Below are 16584 nucleotides of genomic sequence, written 5' to 3'. Positions count from 1 at the left end.
GATCGAGGGCTTTAATGCTGTTATCATCATATCCGGTTCACAAAAGATATACCTTTTCGCCGACTTGGATCGGTCCGCCTTTTACAACGGAAGCATACACGCCAAATTGAAGATTCATCTCTTCATTCACTTTTCTCAAGAGAGTGCTATCTCGTTCAAGTGTGTCCGGATCAATAGTAATCATGGCACAACGCTCGCAGTAGGAGTCAACCTGCAGCTCCGAATCCCCGACACGCAGCCGCTTTCCAATCCACTCGCTTTCATCCTTTCCGTCCCCCTCCAGCGTGACTACGAGGTTTGCACGGAAACGGCGTGGATTCAATGGTTGATTCCATATCGCTTCCAGCTTATGTAAGGATGTGTCGGTAACAATCAAAATGCTGGCCGAATCGACAGACATCAATTCCGGACTTTCCAGATTTGGCGCCCGATATTCTGTCATGGAAATCGTTTTCCGGGTATACCGCTGTATTTCCTCTAACAATTGTCCATTCCACGCAAAGGTTCGGCCGTCCGGCGATTTCACAAGAACCTGGTCCTCGACTAAAGATGCTTGATAGCCTAACATTTGCGGAATCGTTCTGGCCGTAACATAGCTTTCCCAGCCTACTTTGGCAGGATCGAAAAATGCGCCAAACCGGTCTCCATATAAACCATAAGCTTCTATCGTACACTTCTCCAGTCGCTCACCAGCGAATGATTTGACAGGATAGCGAACGATTTCGCTGATTTCACCTATAATGACAGACACGCGAGACTCTCCTTCCGCTAAAGGAACAATATCCCTTATTATAGTCCGCTCTGTCTTGGGTGTACAGCAATCGTGCCTATCGCATTTATCTCACCAGAAACTATCTTCGCACCCTCGTCAAGCTTGCTTCAAACATATCGATAATAAACAGGAATCGTTCCGCTTCGCGAAACACATGATCGGCAAGCAAAGGATGAATAATACTTTTGATGCGGCAGGCATCGATTAATTCCTTTGCCGTCTTTTTGAAGTCACGGAGCGCAACGACCGAGACCTTATTTTCATCCAAAAATTGGTCCAACAATGGCACCGTTTGGGATTGAGGGCGCATACCGCTTAAATCGATCGCTTGGAATAGCAGCTGGTCGAAATCATGGCTGAAGTTACGCGCTTGTTCAACCAATTGCCGCTCCGACGGGTCAAGCAGATGCCCGATGAATTTAGCATGATCCGCCATGATTCTTAGAAAAAATACGTTCTCGTCGATAATCGCATCCGGAAGCGGCTCCAGCGTCCCTGTATTTAATTCATCCAGCCGGTTTCTGAAATAATTGGCTTCCCGGCTAACATGATCAACCAACAAAGGGAAGTTGTTGCCGCCTGGCAGCTGACAGGAGATGATGAGACCGAGCACCTTTCGTTTAAACGCCCAAATATGCGCCGCAGCATTCCGGACTTCGGCATTGAACCGTCTGATTTGCTCAGGATCCGTCGTGTCGGAAAAGGAATGAGCTCGTACTTCGATATTCTCGAATATTTTGTAAAATTGGTTGGCTTCCTGAATTAATTGGGTGTCTTCACAACGAAACCCGAGCTTGAGAAATAAAGAATGCTCTTTCATAATGCGTGACCAGAACCTGATCTCATCCAATGAACGTCTGACGAATTCATTTGACAATGAGGGCACTCTCCTCGCAAATTATATTTTCTGATGTCATATATATAGAGGTTCGAGGAGAGTTATGCCAACTTATGCAATTATCGTTTGCCGCCGGGGATATCCTGAATGCGGCAGTTATGGAAAGCGGTAATTTTCCACTCCCCGTTCTGTCTTACAACTACGTTCGTATTAATGGATTCCCTCTCATTATGATCTTGGGAAGGTTCAGCGAGCCGTACTTCTCCAATCGCGTGAACAATGGCAACATCAGGCGAGATGAAGCGAGGCTCAATCGAAGAAGCAGCGCTGGATACCATGGTAGAGCCTTTTAACATTTTGTCAAACAGCCACTGGTGAACTTCGGCAATTTGCTTGCTTCCTTTCAAATGCTGACCGGTAAATGTCACGTAATCCGCATCTTCCATGAAGCATTCGCCATAAGCTCTCCCATCTCCCCTATTCCAGGATTCGCCCAGCTTATTGAACAATAGTTGAATTGCTTTCAAATCCTCTTGAGCTGCCATTTCACATCAACCTTTCCATTGTAATTTCGTTTAGGTGACTCCTATGCAATGTGATATACTGTGTGACATAAGAAAGCTTAATTAACAAGTTATCTTAATTAAATAATTATCTTAATAAATTAAGATATATTTATCATAATCTGGGGGTCTCTATATGTCAAGCGATCATTCTTCCCTGACTTCTTCCGAGCTTGCTTCTTTGCAGCAGGCCTTACTCATGGAATTACGTCAAACCAGCACCAGCGCCATTATGCTTCACCAGGTCATCTCCGAAACATTGGGCTTGAATGTCACCGATCACAAATGTCTTGACTTCATTCTTCGCACCGGACCGGTCACAGCCGGCCAGCTTGCAGATTTAACCGGCTTGACAACGGGGGCCGTTACCAATGTCATTGACCGGTTAGAGCAAGCGGGATATGTCATCAGAGATAAAGATCCGAACGATCGCCGCCGCGTAGTAGTCAAACCTGTGACGGGCGGCTCCGACCATCTCTCTCCCCTATTCCAGTCCATTGCACACTCCACGACCCAGCTGATATCGCAATACAATGCGGAAGAGATCCAGCTGATCCTTGGATTCTTAAGAAAATGCAATGAGATGTCGTTACAGGAGATGAACAAACTGAAGCAGAACCCATAATAAAAAGCAGCGCGGAAAGGATCATCAAAACTCCTTTGACCGCGCTGCTCTGTTTCATTTGCTGTTCCGATTCATTCCGTTTTCTTTTAGCAGAATATCTTCGAAGGGCACATATCTATAATTTGCTTCCAGCTGGTACACCCTCAGATTAGTAACCGTGAATGCAGGGTATGGGGACAGCGCTTTGCCCGCTTCGGATTTCATGGCAGCAAGCTCCGATTGTGTCATTCCCCAGTGAGTTTGGCCTAGTGTCATGTGCGGTACATATCGATCCAGTTCGAAATATTGCTCAAGCTGCTCTTTGGACGGCGATACCGCATGAACTAATTGCCTGTGAAGCTCCAATATGCGGCTGGAATGGACGCCCAAAAAGACAACCTCATCGCCGAATGATAATGGTGCAGTTATTGCCAATTCAAACGGGGAAATTGCTTGGCACACTTCCTTACACCTGCCGAGCCAGCCCATGTCCCAGGTCAGTCCGCCTTGAGCTTTGACGGTAATATGCGGCTCTACCATGTCAGGAAGGCGATTGCTGGACCACCGCTGTTGAAATGAGACTACTTGCTTCAGATAAGGCTCCGGAGGCACAATGCCAACGAAAAACTCAGACATTTAGGACCCCTCCCGACTATACTCTATATCAAAATTTCCCTCTACACATCATGTAGCCGGACCTCACGTTTCCAATGATCCCAGGCGTTCAAGTAATCGTTCAAATCTTGAGGATGCACTCTCGAACAAATACCGATTCGGCAATAAAGCTGAAAGGTCACTTCCTGGATAAGCCTTGATCTGTCGATTGTTGTCCGATTCAGCATGTCGAATGCAGCGAACAAGGTTGACCGGTTCAAATCGTCCGGAGAGGAACAAAAAGCATAAGTAAAATCGTACGTTATAGGGCCCAGTATTGGAGACGGATCGATTACACCTGCAAGCTCGCCTTGCTGAAACACAAAATTATGGATCCCCGTATCTCCGTGCAACAAATATTTTGTTTTTACATCGGACAGGTTTCCTATCCATGCTTTGACCGATTCGTGATCCTCTGCTGGCAATAGACTGCCGATGGCCCTCTCTGCATAGTGCAAGCTCCGCTGGTTAAATTCTTGCCACGATTCCCGGGGAGTCTCCAATCTCCCCCACTGTTTCGACTGCTCATGTTTTTCATAGTGGTTTAGGAGATCATGTACCAGCCGTGTAAGCCAAGTTACTTTAGCGCCCCGATTCGCATGCGTGGTGCCGGCAATGTACGTATATACGATATATTGCTTATCAGGATCGATATAAATCAGCTTAGGCAGCAGAGGACTAGATAAGTAAGCTTGATGCAGCTGCTCTACATAGGAAATACTTTGCGGATGGTCTATTTTTAATACATATTTGGGTTTCTCGTTCTCCGCCAGCGTAAATACGCGGCCGTCCGTAGTTCCTGTTAATCTATTGTTAATTGTAACGGTACGCTCGACAACGCCTTGTTCAACGAGAAATTGTACTATAGTATGAATATCCAATAATTCTGTCACCCAAAGCCCCCCTCACCACACATTGCCACGACTCCATTATATATGCCAATTTTTCACATAGGTAGGGAGCATTTCTATATATTCAACTATCCGCCGCTGTCATTGGGACATGTCGCCTAAATTGTTTTCCTTTTTACCCAGACAATCTTACCCCTCCGCTACTACACTATTAACATATTACAAGGAGGTGTTATTATTGGCAGTCAAATCGTCACGCGCATTGCTTCGCCGAACACTTCGTGAAGAGCAAACTCAGACGAAGACAGGGCGAGAATTAGTACAGCAGCAAAAGGAAAGCACGCAGGAGCTTGCAAAAGTGAGCAGCGGCATTGAACAGATTATGGAGCAAGTACAAGCAGGTCAAAGCCAAAATCCCCAGGTCCTCGATCAGATCGTACAAACACGCAATGCGCTAGTTACCGGAGTCGAGCAAATCAGAGAGCAAATTCAAGCGATGCAGCCGCCTTCGCCGGGAGCTCTCCAGCAAATCGTGCAGTCACAAGCTCAGCTAGTTAACCAGACTGCCGGGATTAGCGATCAAGTTCAACTGAATCATCAGCAATCCGTACAAATTCTCGCTCAAATGGCCCAATACCAAGTTGAACATCTTAAAGAGAACGTCCGCATCAGGGAGGAAATTCAGACAAATCATCAGCAAAGCCAGCTCGTTCTTGGTCAAATCAGTCAAGTCCAGGCTGCAGAAGTAAGCGCGACGGAACAAATCGGAGCAACCATTCAGGAGAATCACCAGCAATCTCAGCTCGTTCTTGGCCAGCTCAACTTATCCCAAGCTGCAATAGTCGGGGCGACGGAACAAATCGGGGCAGCCATTCAGGAGAATCATCAGCAAACTCAGCTCGTTCTTGGCCAAATTAGTCAGTCTCAAGCCGCACTAACCGATACAACGGGAGAAATCGGGCAAAGAATTCAGGAGAATCACGAGCAAACTCAGCTCGTTCTTAACCAGATCAGCCAGCTCCAAACTTCGTTAATCGGGGTCACCGATCAAATTAGGGAACAAATGCAAATGAACAACGAGCAGACTCAACAAACCTTCGCGCTGGTCATCCAAATGATGCAGCAGCATTTATCGGTGCTATCCCAAATCGAGCAGAATACTTCGACTCAAGAAGGCCAACAAGGCTAACCCATTTCATTCTCTACAGCATTGTGATTACGGAGAGCAGTCCGCCTGCCGCCTGCTCTCCCGGCTCTTTCCACGGTACCGCTCTCTGACATCTTCATATTGTTATACATGAGCAAGAATATTGATCAGCTTACCGAAAGGGTCGCGGACAAAGAAACGACGAACACCCCAAGGCTCCTCCGTCAGCTCGTACTCAATCGGAAATCCCGCTTGCTTCACCCGCTCTAATGCAGCATCGACATCGTCCACTTCAATCGACAGATCCGGTATATGGGCATTGGACCCGCCTTGGCTCGCAATACTGATTTGGATGCTCATCTCATCCGTGGAGCCGTAAGTCGTTATCCATCCATGATCCATCAGTATATCGAGGCCCAGCACATCATGATAAAAGCTTTGGGCAGCCAACACATCCTGCGTCGCAATATTGGCGACAATTCGTTTGACCTTCATTCCCAGACTCTCCTCCTCATCAGTTATTTTGATTTAATATTCTCGTTCACGCACGAAATTCCTTCCAATCGATTCCAATCTTCTGGAGATACGCGTCACAATTAGACTAAACTCGGTTAAACTGTTGTCAAAAAAGAAAGGCGACCGATTTTACATACTGTCCATTTCTTTGATCCCTTTTGAGAAAGCATGGCGTCAACAGCCTTTCCGTTCACGATCAGCTTCATTGTAGACGGATTGACCAATGATGAAACAAAAAAAACCGCTTGCGCGGTTTTTCCATGAAGATTAATCTTCGAACTCAACATTATGGTATACTTGCTGAACGTCTTCCAAATCCTCTAACACATCAATCATTTTCTCAAATTGCGCCTGCGCGTCGCCCGGAATCGTCAAGTACGTTTGCGGCAGCATCGTCAGCTCGGCAACAGAGAATTCCGTAATGCCGGCATTCTTGAATGCTTCTTGGACGCTGTGGAATTGTTCAGGAGCGGCATACACCATAACTCCGTCTTCTTCCTCACTGATGTCGCGTACATCCACATCGGCTTCCAGCAGCAGCTCGAACACTTCATCCGTCGTTTTGCCTTCAATCCCGAATACAGCCGTAGCATCAAACATGTATGATACCGATCCGCTCACTCCCATGCTTCCGCCGTTCTTGGTGAATGCCGCACGAACTTCCGATGCGGTCCGGTTCACGTTGTTCGTCAAAGCATCTACGATAACCATGGAGCCGTTAGGTCCGAAGCCTTCGTAACGCAGCTCGTCGTAATTTTCGTCCCCTCCGCCCTTCGCTTTCTCGATGGCGCGGTCAATGATCGCTTTCGGAACGTTGTACGTTTTGGCGCGTTCGAGGACCACCTTCAAAGCCCGATTGGATTCAGGATCCGGCTCCCCCCGCTTGGCCGCTACATAAATTTCGCGTCCGAATTTGGCATATATACGACTCGTGTTTGCGTCTTTAGAAGCTTTCTTTTCTTTAATATTGTTCCACTTACGTCCCATTCTGTTCCCGCTCTCTTTCGACATGGAATTTATATCATCGGTCATTATACCCTTTTCTATTATATAACCTAAAAGGCGCTTGAACAAGCTGTGTCCGTAAGCTCCGAAACGTCTTCCCGAACAAAATCTGCCACAAGCACGACAGTTTTGTTTCCTTGAACCGTCTTCAACATCAGTTGGCGAAGCATCCAAGGAGAAAGATGATCTATCCCACGAATTAACTATTGACAAATAACCTTATTTATGGTATTATAAAATATTTATCATTTACACACATCTAAACTTTCGATACAATACAAAAGAATGACCCCGGCCGGGCATTTACTATCATGACAAGGAGTGTGAACCCCTATGCTTATCGCTCAAGGAATTGCCATGCTCTCTATATCCGCTCCTGTAATGGGCCGTATGGACACCGTACATCCGGTTTTACTATGGGATGATCATGACGTAGTGCTCGTCGATACGGGATATCCGGGACAGAAGCAGCAGCTGTTTTCTGAAGCGAAAAGCTGCGGCGTTCCTCTGGAACGTTTGACACGAATTATCATCACACACCAGGACATCGATCATATCGGCAGCTTACAGGACTTAGTTGAGAGCTCCGCCACCCCTATCCATGTATCGGCTCATCTGCTGGAGAAGCCTTATATCCAAGGGGATCGACGGCTTCTTCGCTTTACGGACGAAGCTATAGCGGCAGTCGATAGGATGCCTGAGCAGGTACCGGAGTCGTTTAGAAAAGGACTAAAAGCTCTGATGCTTAATACGCCAAAGGCACCGGTGAACGATGTGATTGCGGGCGGTCAGCGCCTCCCATGGTGCGGCGGCGGCGTTGTCATTGACACACCGGGTCACACGCCTGGGCATGTGAGTATATATCATTCACCATCACGTACCTTGATCGCAGGGGACGCGCTCGTAGTGCGCGACGGATCTTTACACGGAGCCGATCCTGAAACGACCTTCGATCCCGCTACCGCTCACGCTTCCCTAAGCAAGCTTCTGGCATTCGATATAGACACGATCGTTTGCTACCATGGGGGCATCTACAGGGATAAGGTTATGGCGCGATTAGAAGAGTTGGTCGCAAACGGGTACAGATAACAGAACAACTTACAACAAAACGGCTGCCGCACGGCAGCCGTTCTCTCGTTCAATAATGCCGCTCGTCCAAACACTCAACGGCTTTGCATAGCTACTTTCAATCCGAGCCCGATATAAATGGTCCCGATTATTTTGCCGCTCCAACGCCCAAGCCAAGAAACCCGCTTCACCACCCGGCTCAACGGCCGGATGCTCATTGCAATACATATCGTATATACCGTTCCCAGCAGCACGAAGATCAAGCCGAGAATTAAAAATTGGAACACCGACGCCCCCCGCTCCGGATGAACGAATTGCGGCAAAAATGCCAAAAAGAATAACGCCGTCTTCGGATTCAGCAGCTCCGTCAACACCGCTTGACTTAGCGATTGTAAAGGCGATAGAGCTTGAACCTTAGGCAGCTGCGGGTCAACGGATTTCTCCATCCACGCTCGGATTCCCAAGTAAATCAGATACGCAGCTCCGGCAAATTTCACTGCCTGAAAAGCCCAAGCGGATGTCATCAATATCGCCGAAAGTCCGACCGCGGCAAAAATCGTATGAATCATATCGCCTAATCCTATGCCGAACGCAGCCATAATCCCTGCTTTTCGTCCCCCTTGAACCGTTCGCGTCGCCGTTAGCAGTACGGCAGGTCCGGGTATGAGAAAGATGCCGATAAGTACCGCCAAAAATGCGCCAAGCGTTGCCATGTCAATCATGATGTATCCCCTTTTGTCAAAATGGTTTCCGATTCCTTGCAAAAACGAATATTCGTAAGGAAATTGTACTGATTACCCATTTTTTTGTCAATTTGGTAAGGGATCGCAGCAGTATGGTAAAACAAAAAAGGCCGCCACACGGCAGCCTTTTTGTTATTTTTTCTCTGTGGCATTGCGGTCTCCGACAGTCACTGTGAATTCCTGCTGTTTTCCGTCACGAATGACGGTCAGCTTCACTTTGTCACCGACCTTGGAGGCTTGAATTTTCTTCGTTAAATCCTCCGGTTTGGATAGCTCGGTGCCATTAACGGCAATAATAGTATCGTATGGTCTCAAACCGGCTTCAAAACCCGGTGTTTTAGGCTGTACATCGGCAACATAAGCGCCTTTGGTGTTTGGCAGATTCAAATCCTTCGCCAAATCTTCCGTTACCTCCTGAACGCCGACACCGATATAAGGAGACGGTTCTTTAGGAATACTCACATTGTTTTTCAAGTTCTCAAGAACCGAGCTGATCGTGCTGGTTGGAATAGCAAAACCAATTCCTTGTGCATCGGCGCTTACAGCTGTATTGATACCTATGACCTCACCATTCATATTCAGAAGCGGTCCGCCGGAATTACCGGGATTGATGGCTGTATCCGTCTGGAACAAATGCTTGTAGTTGCGGGTTCCTTTCGAATCCGGAATGCTGATCGGACGCTCCTTGGCGCTAATGACTCCCGATGTAACGGTGTAATCGAAATCGTATGGATTTCCGATGGCAACAACCCAGTCGCCTACCTGAACATCGTCGGAATTACCTATCGGCAATGTCGGGAATGGCTGGTCTCCTTCAATTTTGAGCACAGCCAGGTCCAGATCATAGCTGTTGCCTAATAATGTGGCTTTATACGGCTCGTCATGTCCTTGTACATACACATTAATTTCATCCGCGCCGTCAACGACGTGTTCATTGGTCAAAATGTATCCGGTCGACTGGAAAATAAACCCGCTTCCCGATCCGCTCGGCTGAAGCTCTTCGCTTTGGTTTTGCTGCGATTGGCCTTGGCTGCCGTCATAGCCGAAAAACTGCCGCAGGAACGGGTCTTCAAGCATTGAATTGCCTTGCTTGCTCGCCTTCACCTTCGTCTCGATTTTGACAACCGCCGGGCTTGCTTCCTTCGCAATGGACGCAATGCTTCCGTTCGTTATAGTGTTGTACGAGGCGGTCTGTGCACCGCCTGCTCCGGCGGATGACGAAGAAGATTGCGCGACTTGGGATGTGCCGTTCACGGTGAACAAGTTGTATTTATCCGCCGCGAACATCAAGCTCCCTACTACAACAGCTCCGGCCAAAAAGGCGGCAAACATGCTTTTCAGGGAACTTCGTTTCGGTGCTGCGTACATCTCATGCTCTTGCTGATTGGAATCCAATGTGACAAGTCCGGAATATTTGAAAAACGAGCTGCTTCGTTTCGGCTTCGTCACTTCCACATTCTCCGCATTTTCGCTGCTTATGCTGTCCTGATCTTGATCCAACGGCGGGTTATACTGGTTCTCCGATTGATGAAGCTTATCATTATCTTGACGATTGTAGTTATCCATAATAGAAAGCCCTCCTGATAAAAGTTAGTCACTTGCGGTATTTGCTGTGGCTTATGACTCTATCATGAGGCCCGAACCTTAAATAGACTTTAAAATAGGCTAAAAGGAAGCTAAAAGATCATAGAGGAATGGAATCCCGCAAAGCGGAGCTATGAAAAAAAAGAAAACAAGCCAACTTCACATTATCCCATGTGAAATTGGCCTGTTTTTTCTATTCATATTCTAAATGGAGCTTGCAAGCTCCATTTCAACATCCAAACCGAACACATACCGCTGTATCGCTTTGGCCACGCCATCCCGCTCGTTGGTGTCGGTGAATGCATCTGCGACCCGCTTCAGCTGCTCATCCGCATTGCCCATGGCGACACCTAGACCCGCGGCGCGGATAAGGCGGTAATCGTTCATGTTGTCTCCGACGGCGATAACCTGGTCCATCCCGATCCCCAGCCTATCGCATACTTTCCGGACGCCGGATTCTTTGGAAATGCCTTGCGGAGAAATCTCCATATTAACCGGAGCCGAACGGGTTATCTCCAAAGTACCCCAGCTATCGACGATATCGCGAAGCCTTTGAATGGTATCAAGATCGTCATGACGGATGCCGAATTTCATCCAATCCCGATCGAACATGGCTTCCGACCAGTTTCGCTTGCTGGTCAAGCTCTCAACGCTATAGCCCCAATAATGAGCGTTCCATTCCTCTGCAAGCGAATGTAGCTCACGTATAAGCTCACGATGAATGTTCACTCTCTCCCATAGCGAATCAGGATTGCCCCATATTTCCGCACCATTCACTAGGACCATCGGAGATTGCAGCCCCAGCTGCTCCCAATAGGATTGCGTCGTCTGAGTCCCGCGACCGGTGGCGAAGATGACCGTAACTCCTGCCTCTTCCGCTCGGCGGATCCAGGTTTGTGTCTCGTGAGTAATGACTTTCTCCTCGGTCAAAGTCGTTCCGTCGAGGTCTAGAGCCAACAACCGGTATCGCGACATGGTAACATTTTCTTCCTCTCCCGGTCTCCTGCCTTCAATAACAGCAAAAAGACGCTAAACTTATAATGATAAGCTTTCCAAAGGAACATCAAAAAAGTGGTTTACAACAAGCCCTCCGGCCGAAGTGGATTCGTTAGGCGTTTGCGGCAAATGAATCAGCTTAACCCCACGGCACGACTCCGGTATAGTCGAATAAATGCGCTTCTCCAGCAGAGGAAGCAGCCGATGTCCGAGAACATCGATCATCTTGCCCGTTATGAGCACATGGTCCGGGTTGAAGAACGTGATCACGTTGCTGATAGCCGTCCCGATAGCAAGCTCGATTTTGGCGAGTAACGCCACGGCAGTTGGATCATTAGCCTCCAATTGCTCGTCGAACTGCTCGGGTGTCCGCCCCGCATGCCGTCTTAGTCCGCTTACCGAGGCAAAGGAAGTCAAGCAGCCTCTGGCACCGCAATGACATACCGGCGAATCCTCAGCTGCGAAAGCTTTGTAATGACCGAATTCTCCCGCTACATGCGTGGCACCGGTACACAGCTGATTATTCAGTACGAGAGCTCCTCCGACCCCGTAATCCAGCTTGATCGTCACATTATTAGCGGAGTCGGCCAGCCTGCCGTTCAAATTTTCTACAAGAGAGAGCAGGTTGGCATCATTTTCAAGATAGATCGGGAGGTTATAACGGCTCTCCAGCCGTTCCTTCAAAGGGTAGTTTCTCCAGCGCAAGCCTGGGGAATAGATGACGACGCCCTGTTTGGAATCGACCAGTCCCTGGATACTGCAGCCGATCCCCTTTAGCTGCTCGGGCTTTGGAACATGCTTCAACAGCTGATCGACGACTTGCGTTACGTATTCGAGCGGAGTGTCTACATTGGTATATTCGTTGACCTGCTCTGTCACTTCATGAATGATGCTGTGCTGAAAATCAATCAGCGCGCCCCGGACATACTTGACCGCCAATTCAATGCCAATCGCATACATTCCTCCCGTCTTCACGAGCAGAGGGATGGGCTTGCGCCCGCTGCTGCCGCCGACAGGCTCGGTCTCGAGCAAATAATCCTCCTCCAGCAGCCGATTGACAATATTCGTAATCGTCTGCTGCGTCAGGCCCGTCTTGTCGGCTAATTCAACCCTCGAGATCGGGCCTTCTGTATAAATGAGCCTCAGCACCTTTTGCTGATTGATCGATTTGAGTAATTTATTGCTGGTTGTTCGTTCAGGCTTCACGGGATGCAGCACCTTTCTTGCTCCCCATCGTCTGGGGCGAATTCATATGGATTGCTTGCTCCAGCCACGGGAGGGTCAAGCGGAAAGCTCGTATCTCCTGAAACGTCAGTTTCCACTGCAGCTTCACGATGCTGTTCCAATTACGGCTTGCATACAGGGACGCCGGGATTTGCAATGACTTCATTATATACCCCATGCGCCGCAAATGAAAAGAATTGGAAATAAGGACACAGCTGTCCAGCCCGTGTTCCTGTAGCAGCGCTTTACAGTTCACCATATTGTGCACCGTATTGCGGGATTGGGTCTCCAAGAGGAGGCAATCATCATCCATTCCCTGCTTCAGAAGGTATTCCCTCATTATGTCCGCTTCCGTAATTTCCGATTTCACAGCCCCGCCGGACAAGATCATATAGCGGTACCGATTCTCGCGAAACAGCCGCATCGCTATATCCAGCCTTTCCTGCAAAAGAGGATGAATGCGGTTGCCGTCGCAGCGATAGCCGAGCACAATTAAAGCGTCCGCATCCCTCTTTCTTCTTTGGCTTGTATGCATCCAGACGAAGTACAACAACGGAACTGCCGCTGCCGTACATCCCAAGCCAAGTAACAACATTTCCCACATGCTGATATTCCTTTCTGCAAAAAGTAACGATCTGTTAATCAATCAATTTGATTAATTATATTGTACGACATTCAGCGTCATACTTCAATCGAAACCATTCGCAGATTGACGTATAGTTCGCTACAATGCTGAGGTTTCTTCTTCCCCGTTCCCTTCGTTCAATTTGACCTCAAATACTACTGGTGCAGACCGGTTGCCGCTAGTATCCTCGGCCCAAATACTGACTTCATATTTCCCATGCTTCAACCAAGCCGATTTCATCTCCCGGATTCCAGGAGGCAAAAACTGCGAATCCGCTTCGCCCTCCTTGCCTCCTTCTTTCCCGTTCCGCAAAATAACTATCCGCGTGCCGGCATAATCGTTATCCGTTGGCGGTGTAAAAGAAGCTTGAATTTCGTGTCCGTGACCGCTGACTCGGATTTGCGAAGGTGACACCGGAGGCACAGGATCTCCAGCCGTTGTAACTGTTATTGCACCGCTTCGTACCGTGTTGCCGGATGGATCGAAGGCTTCTATCTCAAAGGCATACCGGGTATTGGCTGCAAGGCTGTCTACTGCAGCCGTGTAAACGGATGAGGTGACGGATGAAACGGATACGCCGTCCTGGAATATACGGTATCCGTGCACGGCTGCATTGTCCGCAGCCTCTCTCCAGCTCAGCTTCACGGAATGATAAGTAATGTCCGTAACGGTCAATCCCGCTCCGCCTCCCCATCTCGGCGGTTCGGTATCCGGAGCCTTCACCCGGAACGACCATCCAGCGGATGGAATGGCATAAGTACCTGCGCGATCGGCTGCGTCCACGCGTACCACATGCTCTCCTTCGGTCAGATCGTTCCGCAGAACCGCACGAATCGTACCTAGAGCTTCGTCATACTGATGATCTACAGCTACGCCGTCAACGGTGAAGTGGATCGATCCCGGATCGACTCCGGTACCAGCATCGGTTATCCCGATAGCAATCTCAGGTCTAAGCCCCTGCACTTCCGAGTCCGGTGCCGGAGTAGAGACACCGAACACAGGTCCTGTCACATCTTCACCCAAATCCATGTACTCGGCCCGCAAATTGTCCAGATAGACGGCGCCGCTGTTTTTATTCGTTTCATCTGTCTCATTCACAAGCACATAACGAACCTTCAACGGAAAGATCGTGTTCTCGGGAACATCCGCGGTCACATATTTCCATCCGGTCCAATCCAGTCCTCCGGGCTGGGTGAAATTGAAAACGCGGCTCGTCCCCATGCCGTCTGTGACGCCCAAACGAAGCCAATGTCGGTTGGAGTCGCCGTATACCCACATCCCGATCCGGTAAGGCTTGCCTTCCACTTCGCGTCCTATCTCTCCCGCATCGTTCAGCAGATTGACATAAGCGTTAGAGCTGCCCGATTTTCCTGTAAAATCATAGGTCAGCTTCACGGCTTTGGTTCCGTAGCGGACCGGATTCGGCCGGGCAACGGCGGTGATGGTAACGGAGCCGGCGACGGCATTCGATTCCTTCGTCTGCATGTTCCCGGTTCCTTCGAATGGCTCCAGCAGCAGCGGCGGCTTGCCGACCTGAACGAAAGCCTCTGCCTTGACTCCGTTATAGGAGGCTGTCACCTTGCCATCGGCCGTTCCGTTCACGGACTGCAGAGTCCCGTTGGCATCAATGGAGCCGATAGCTCCTTCAGCGGACCAGCCGATCCGATCCGGCGAAATCCAAATCGGTCGCCCCTGCGAATCGGCTGCCGCTGCGGTAAAACGTACCGCTGCGCCCGGTTCGATCACCGCCGGATTCGGCGATAGCGTCAAGCGGTCTGCACGATCTACAACGGTGATGTCGATTAGTTTGACCGCATTTCCGCTTTGTACCGTCAAAACGCCGGAAGCAGGGCTCATGGATGCGGTAAACGCTCCCGGACCATCAAAAGCTCCAATGCTGCCCTGAGCTGACCATTGGACTTCTTCGGGCTTGACGGGTACACCGTTAAAGTATTCGTCCTGCCCTTTCAACTCGAACGACAAGCGGCTGCCTGCCGCAACCTGAACCGGGCTGTCCGGCGATACAACCAGACGGCTTAATGCGGTTACCGGTGCCGTCGACAAGACGGCGATGCCATTGCCGACCTCGCGGTCATGACCGTCGGACGGACGATTGAGCAGACTCGGATGCTCGTCTCCCGGCTGCCTCACGTAGTACGTGGTTGACCCTCCGCCGTCAATGTTAATCGCGTTCTCCATGCCGAGACTTTGCAAATAATACGCGCCCTCCGCCATCGTAATGCCATCGGAGTGACCCGGCTGACGGCCGTCTACGGTCAAGATATACAGCTTGCCTTGTTTCGAAGCAACCATCGTGCGCGGATGCCTGTCGCTCGTATTCGGATCCGCCGGGTCGAGAACCGTCGGAGACACCTCGCCGTTTCTTATCAGAACATACCCGAGCGTCGAGTTGCCTGATATTACCTGCTCCGCATCACCAAAACCCTTACTGAAGGCGATGTCGAGCCGAAGTCTCGTCCCTGCGAACAGCTTCTGCCTTATCCAATCCGCCTTGGAGCCGGTTGCCGACAAAACGAACGTGCCCGGCTCGATAGCCGTGTCCGCCGATTCGGCAACTGTCACGACCGTTGCGCTAACCGGCTGGCCGGGGATGAGCTTATAGGCCGGATCATCGGCGCGAACGACGACCTCCACACCGCCTTGCGGTGTCCGTGTTGAGCTTCCGAACCGCCAATTGTACAAGAAAGCATGATTCGTATGCGTTGCGACACGAGTTCTGTTAATCATGGTTAAGGTTAACGATTCGCCGTTGTCTTTGGTCAGCTTCGAGGTCATCGTCACATTATCTTCGATCTTTACGGTATGATCTTTCATAATGGCCATCGCTACTTTGCTGGTCGAAGGTGAGCTGACCAGCTCGCCGTTCGATATCATCAATCCGGACGGAACCCCGAGCGAACTGAAGAAATCCCCGTTCGTTCCCGCCACAGGGCGCCCGCCTTTGCTCTCCAGCTGACGGAGCATCTCATTCACCGTCCCGAGCTCGGACACTTCCCCATGGGATGAAACCGCCTCGACTTTCACGTAAGGATTCGACGGATCGATCTCCAGCAGATGAACGGATTCCTTCAGCCCGTTGCCTGTCAACGTACGGCTCGTATGTACTACGCCCGGAGAGACGGGATATTGCCTCTCCTCTATCGTTTGCCATGACACCTTCGCCGAATTGGTCGTTGTAGCTGTAGCTGCTGTAGCTGCTGTAGCTGTTGCCGCTGACGTCGGCGCCTCCTCGGCACGAACAAAGTAAGGCTGTCCAGCCTGCTCAAGGACAGGCAAAATCAGCAGCTGGATCGCAAGCAACGCCGTAATGGCTTTTCTCCAAGATATGCCGACATATTGCATAAGCCCTCACTCAGTCCTCTCTTATTTCCGA

At 49.7% G+C, this 16584-nt stretch carries 16 protein-coding genes; 3 read left to right on the top strand and 13 right to left on the bottom strand.

What is annotated here, in order from left to right:
* Positions 1-37: 37 nt before the first annotated feature.
* The 3 genes from ACFQ88_RS02580 to ACFQ88_RS02570 form a co-directional block, all read right to left on the bottom strand.
* Positions 38-751, bottom strand: coding sequence for an MOSC domain-containing protein (locus tag ACFQ88_RS02580; protein ID WP_379451537.1), 714 nt, complete (start codon positions 749-751; stop codon positions 38-40).
* A gap of 100 nt (positions 752-851) precedes the next feature.
* Positions 852-1649: a DUF2935 domain-containing protein gene (locus ACFQ88_RS02575; RefSeq protein ID WP_239634871.1), complete on the bottom strand. Its 798-nt coding sequence runs from the start codon at positions 1647-1649 to the stop codon at positions 852-854.
* A gap of 80 nt (positions 1650-1729) precedes the next feature.
* Positions 1730-2155: an SgcJ/EcaC family oxidoreductase gene (locus tag ACFQ88_RS02570; RefSeq protein WP_379451535.1), complete on the bottom strand. Its 426-nt coding sequence runs from the start codon at positions 2153-2155 to the stop codon at positions 1730-1732.
* Between the two features lie 217 nt (positions 2156-2372).
* Between ACFQ88_RS02570 and ACFQ88_RS02565 the strand changes: the two genes are divergently transcribed.
* Positions 2373-2798 (top strand): MarR family transcriptional regulator, encoded by a 426-nt coding sequence (locus tag ACFQ88_RS02565; protein WP_379451534.1) that lies wholly within the window; start codon positions 2373-2375, stop codon positions 2796-2798.
* 54 nt (positions 2799-2852) lie between these two features.
* On the opposite strand, the gene ACFQ88_RS02560 is transcribed toward ACFQ88_RS02565, so the two are convergent.
* Positions 2853-3413 (bottom strand): 2'-5' RNA ligase family protein, encoded by a 561-nt coding sequence (locus ACFQ88_RS02560; protein ID WP_379451533.1) that lies wholly within the window; start codon positions 3411-3413, stop codon positions 2853-2855.
* Between the two features lie 41 nt (positions 3414-3454).
* Positions 3455-4324, bottom strand: coding sequence for a phosphotransferase (locus ACFQ88_RS02555; protein ID WP_379451532.1), 870 nt, complete (start codon positions 4322-4324; stop codon positions 3455-3457).
* Between the two features lie 196 nt (positions 4325-4520).
* Between ACFQ88_RS02555 and ACFQ88_RS02550 the strand changes: the two genes are divergently transcribed.
* A complete protein-coding gene (locus ACFQ88_RS02550) occupies positions 4521-5471 on the top strand; it encodes a coiled-coil domain-containing protein (RefSeq protein WP_379451531.1) in 951 nt (316 codons plus the stop codon).
* 102 nt (positions 5472-5573) lie between these two features.
* Here ACFQ88_RS02550 and ACFQ88_RS02545 read toward each other — a convergent pair whose 3' ends face one another.
* Entirely contained in the window at positions 5574-5924 is a 351-nt protein-coding gene (locus ACFQ88_RS02545) for a VOC family protein (protein ID WP_379451530.1), read from the bottom strand.
* 288 nt (positions 5925-6212) lie between these two features.
* A complete protein-coding gene (locus tag ACFQ88_RS02540; RefSeq protein WP_239634864.1) occupies positions 6213-6932 on the bottom strand; it encodes a YebC/PmpR family DNA-binding transcriptional regulator in 720 nt (239 codons plus the stop codon).
* A 351-nt stretch (positions 6933-7283) separates the two neighbouring features.
* Here ACFQ88_RS02540 and ACFQ88_RS02535 point away from each other — a divergent pair, with 351 nt between their 5' ends.
* A complete protein-coding gene (locus tag ACFQ88_RS02535) occupies positions 7284-8039 on the top strand; it encodes an MBL fold metallo-hydrolase (RefSeq protein WP_379451529.1) in 756 nt (251 codons plus the stop codon).
* Between the two features lie 74 nt (positions 8040-8113).
* Here the strand turns inward: ACFQ88_RS02535 and ACFQ88_RS02530 are convergent, their stop codons facing one another.
* From ACFQ88_RS02530 to ACFQ88_RS02505, 6 genes are all read right to left on the bottom strand, one after another.
* Positions 8114-8740, bottom strand: a complete 627-nt coding sequence (locus tag ACFQ88_RS02530; protein ID WP_379451528.1) for a LysE family translocator — start codon at positions 8738-8740, stop codon at positions 8114-8116.
* A 153-nt stretch (positions 8741-8893) separates the two neighbouring features.
* Positions 8894-10327: a S1C family serine protease gene (locus ACFQ88_RS02525; RefSeq protein WP_379451527.1), complete on the bottom strand. Its 1434-nt coding sequence runs from the start codon at positions 10325-10327 to the stop codon at positions 8894-8896.
* 222 nt (positions 10328-10549) lie between these two features.
* The gene (locus ACFQ88_RS02520; RefSeq protein ID WP_379451526.1) at positions 10550-11320 is read right to left on the bottom strand and encodes a Cof-type HAD-IIB family hydrolase; all 771 of its coding nucleotides are present in this window, start codon (positions 11318-11320) and stop codon (positions 10550-10552) included.
* A 60-nt stretch (positions 11321-11380) separates the two neighbouring features.
* Complete coding sequence (locus tag ACFQ88_RS02515) at positions 11381-12559, bottom strand: ROK family transcriptional regulator (protein WP_379451525.1); 1179 nt, start codon at positions 12557-12559, stop codon at positions 11381-11383.
* A complete protein-coding gene (locus ACFQ88_RS02510; RefSeq protein WP_239634858.1) occupies positions 12537-13169 on the bottom strand; it encodes a YdcF family protein in 633 nt (210 codons plus the stop codon). Before ACFQ88_RS02510 ends, ACFQ88_RS02515 begins: the two co-directional genes overlap by 23 nt.
* Before the next feature lie 120 nt (positions 13170-13289).
* Complete coding sequence (locus tag ACFQ88_RS02505; protein ID WP_379451524.1) at positions 13290-16553, bottom strand: phosphodiester glycosidase family protein; 3264 nt, start codon at positions 16551-16553, stop codon at positions 13290-13292.
* Between the last annotated feature and the right edge of the window lie 31 nt (positions 16554-16584).

The organism is Paenibacillus sp. NPDC056579 (assembly GCF_042793215.1).
Lineage (GTDB): Bacteria > Bacillota > Bacilli > Paenibacillales > NBRC-103111 > Paenibacillus_S.
This window is presented reverse-complemented; position numbering and strand designations above follow the sequence as displayed.

Excerpts from the sequence above, each read along its gene's own strand:
- ACFQ88_RS02570 (WP_379451535.1), bottom strand. The coding sequence starts at position 2,155 with ATGGCAGCTCAAGAGGATTTGAAAGCAATTCAACTATTGTTCAATAAG.
- ACFQ88_RS02565 (WP_379451534.1), top strand. The coding sequence starts at position 2,373 with ATGGAATTACGTCAAACCAGCACCAGCGCCATTATGCTTCACCAGGTC.
- ACFQ88_RS02560 (WP_379451533.1), bottom strand. The coding sequence starts at position 3,413 with ATGTCTGAGTTTTTCGTTGGCATTGTGCCTCCGGAGCCTTATCTGAAG.
- ACFQ88_RS02545 (WP_379451530.1), bottom strand. The coding sequence starts at position 5,924 with ATGAAGGTCAAACGAATTGTCGCCAATATTGCGACGCAGGATGTGTTG.
- ACFQ88_RS02540 (WP_239634864.1), bottom strand. The coding sequence starts at position 6,932 with ATGGGACGTAAGTGGAACAATATTAAAGAAAAGAAAGCTTCTAAAGAC.
- ACFQ88_RS02535 (WP_379451529.1), top strand. The coding sequence starts at position 7,284 with ATGCTTATCGCTCAAGGAATTGCCATGCTCTCTATATCCGCTCCTGTA.
- ACFQ88_RS02530 (WP_379451528.1), bottom strand. The coding sequence starts at position 8,740 with ATGATTGACATGGCAACGCTTGGCGCATTTTTGGCGGTACTTATCGGC.
- ACFQ88_RS02525 (WP_379451527.1), bottom strand. The coding sequence starts at position 10,327 with ATGGATAACTACAATCGTCAAGATAATGATAAGCTTCATCAATCGGAG.
- ACFQ88_RS02520 (WP_379451526.1), bottom strand. The coding sequence starts at position 11,320 with ATGTCGCGATACCGGTTGTTGGCTCTAGACCTCGACGGAACGACTTTG.
- ACFQ88_RS02510 (WP_239634858.1), bottom strand. The coding sequence starts at position 13,169 with ATGTGGGAAATGTTGTTACTTGGCTTGGGATGTACGGCAGCGGCAGTT.
- ACFQ88_RS02505 (WP_379451524.1), bottom strand. The coding sequence starts at position 16,553 with ATGCAATATGTCGGCATATCTTGGAGAAAAGCCATTACGGCGTTGCTT.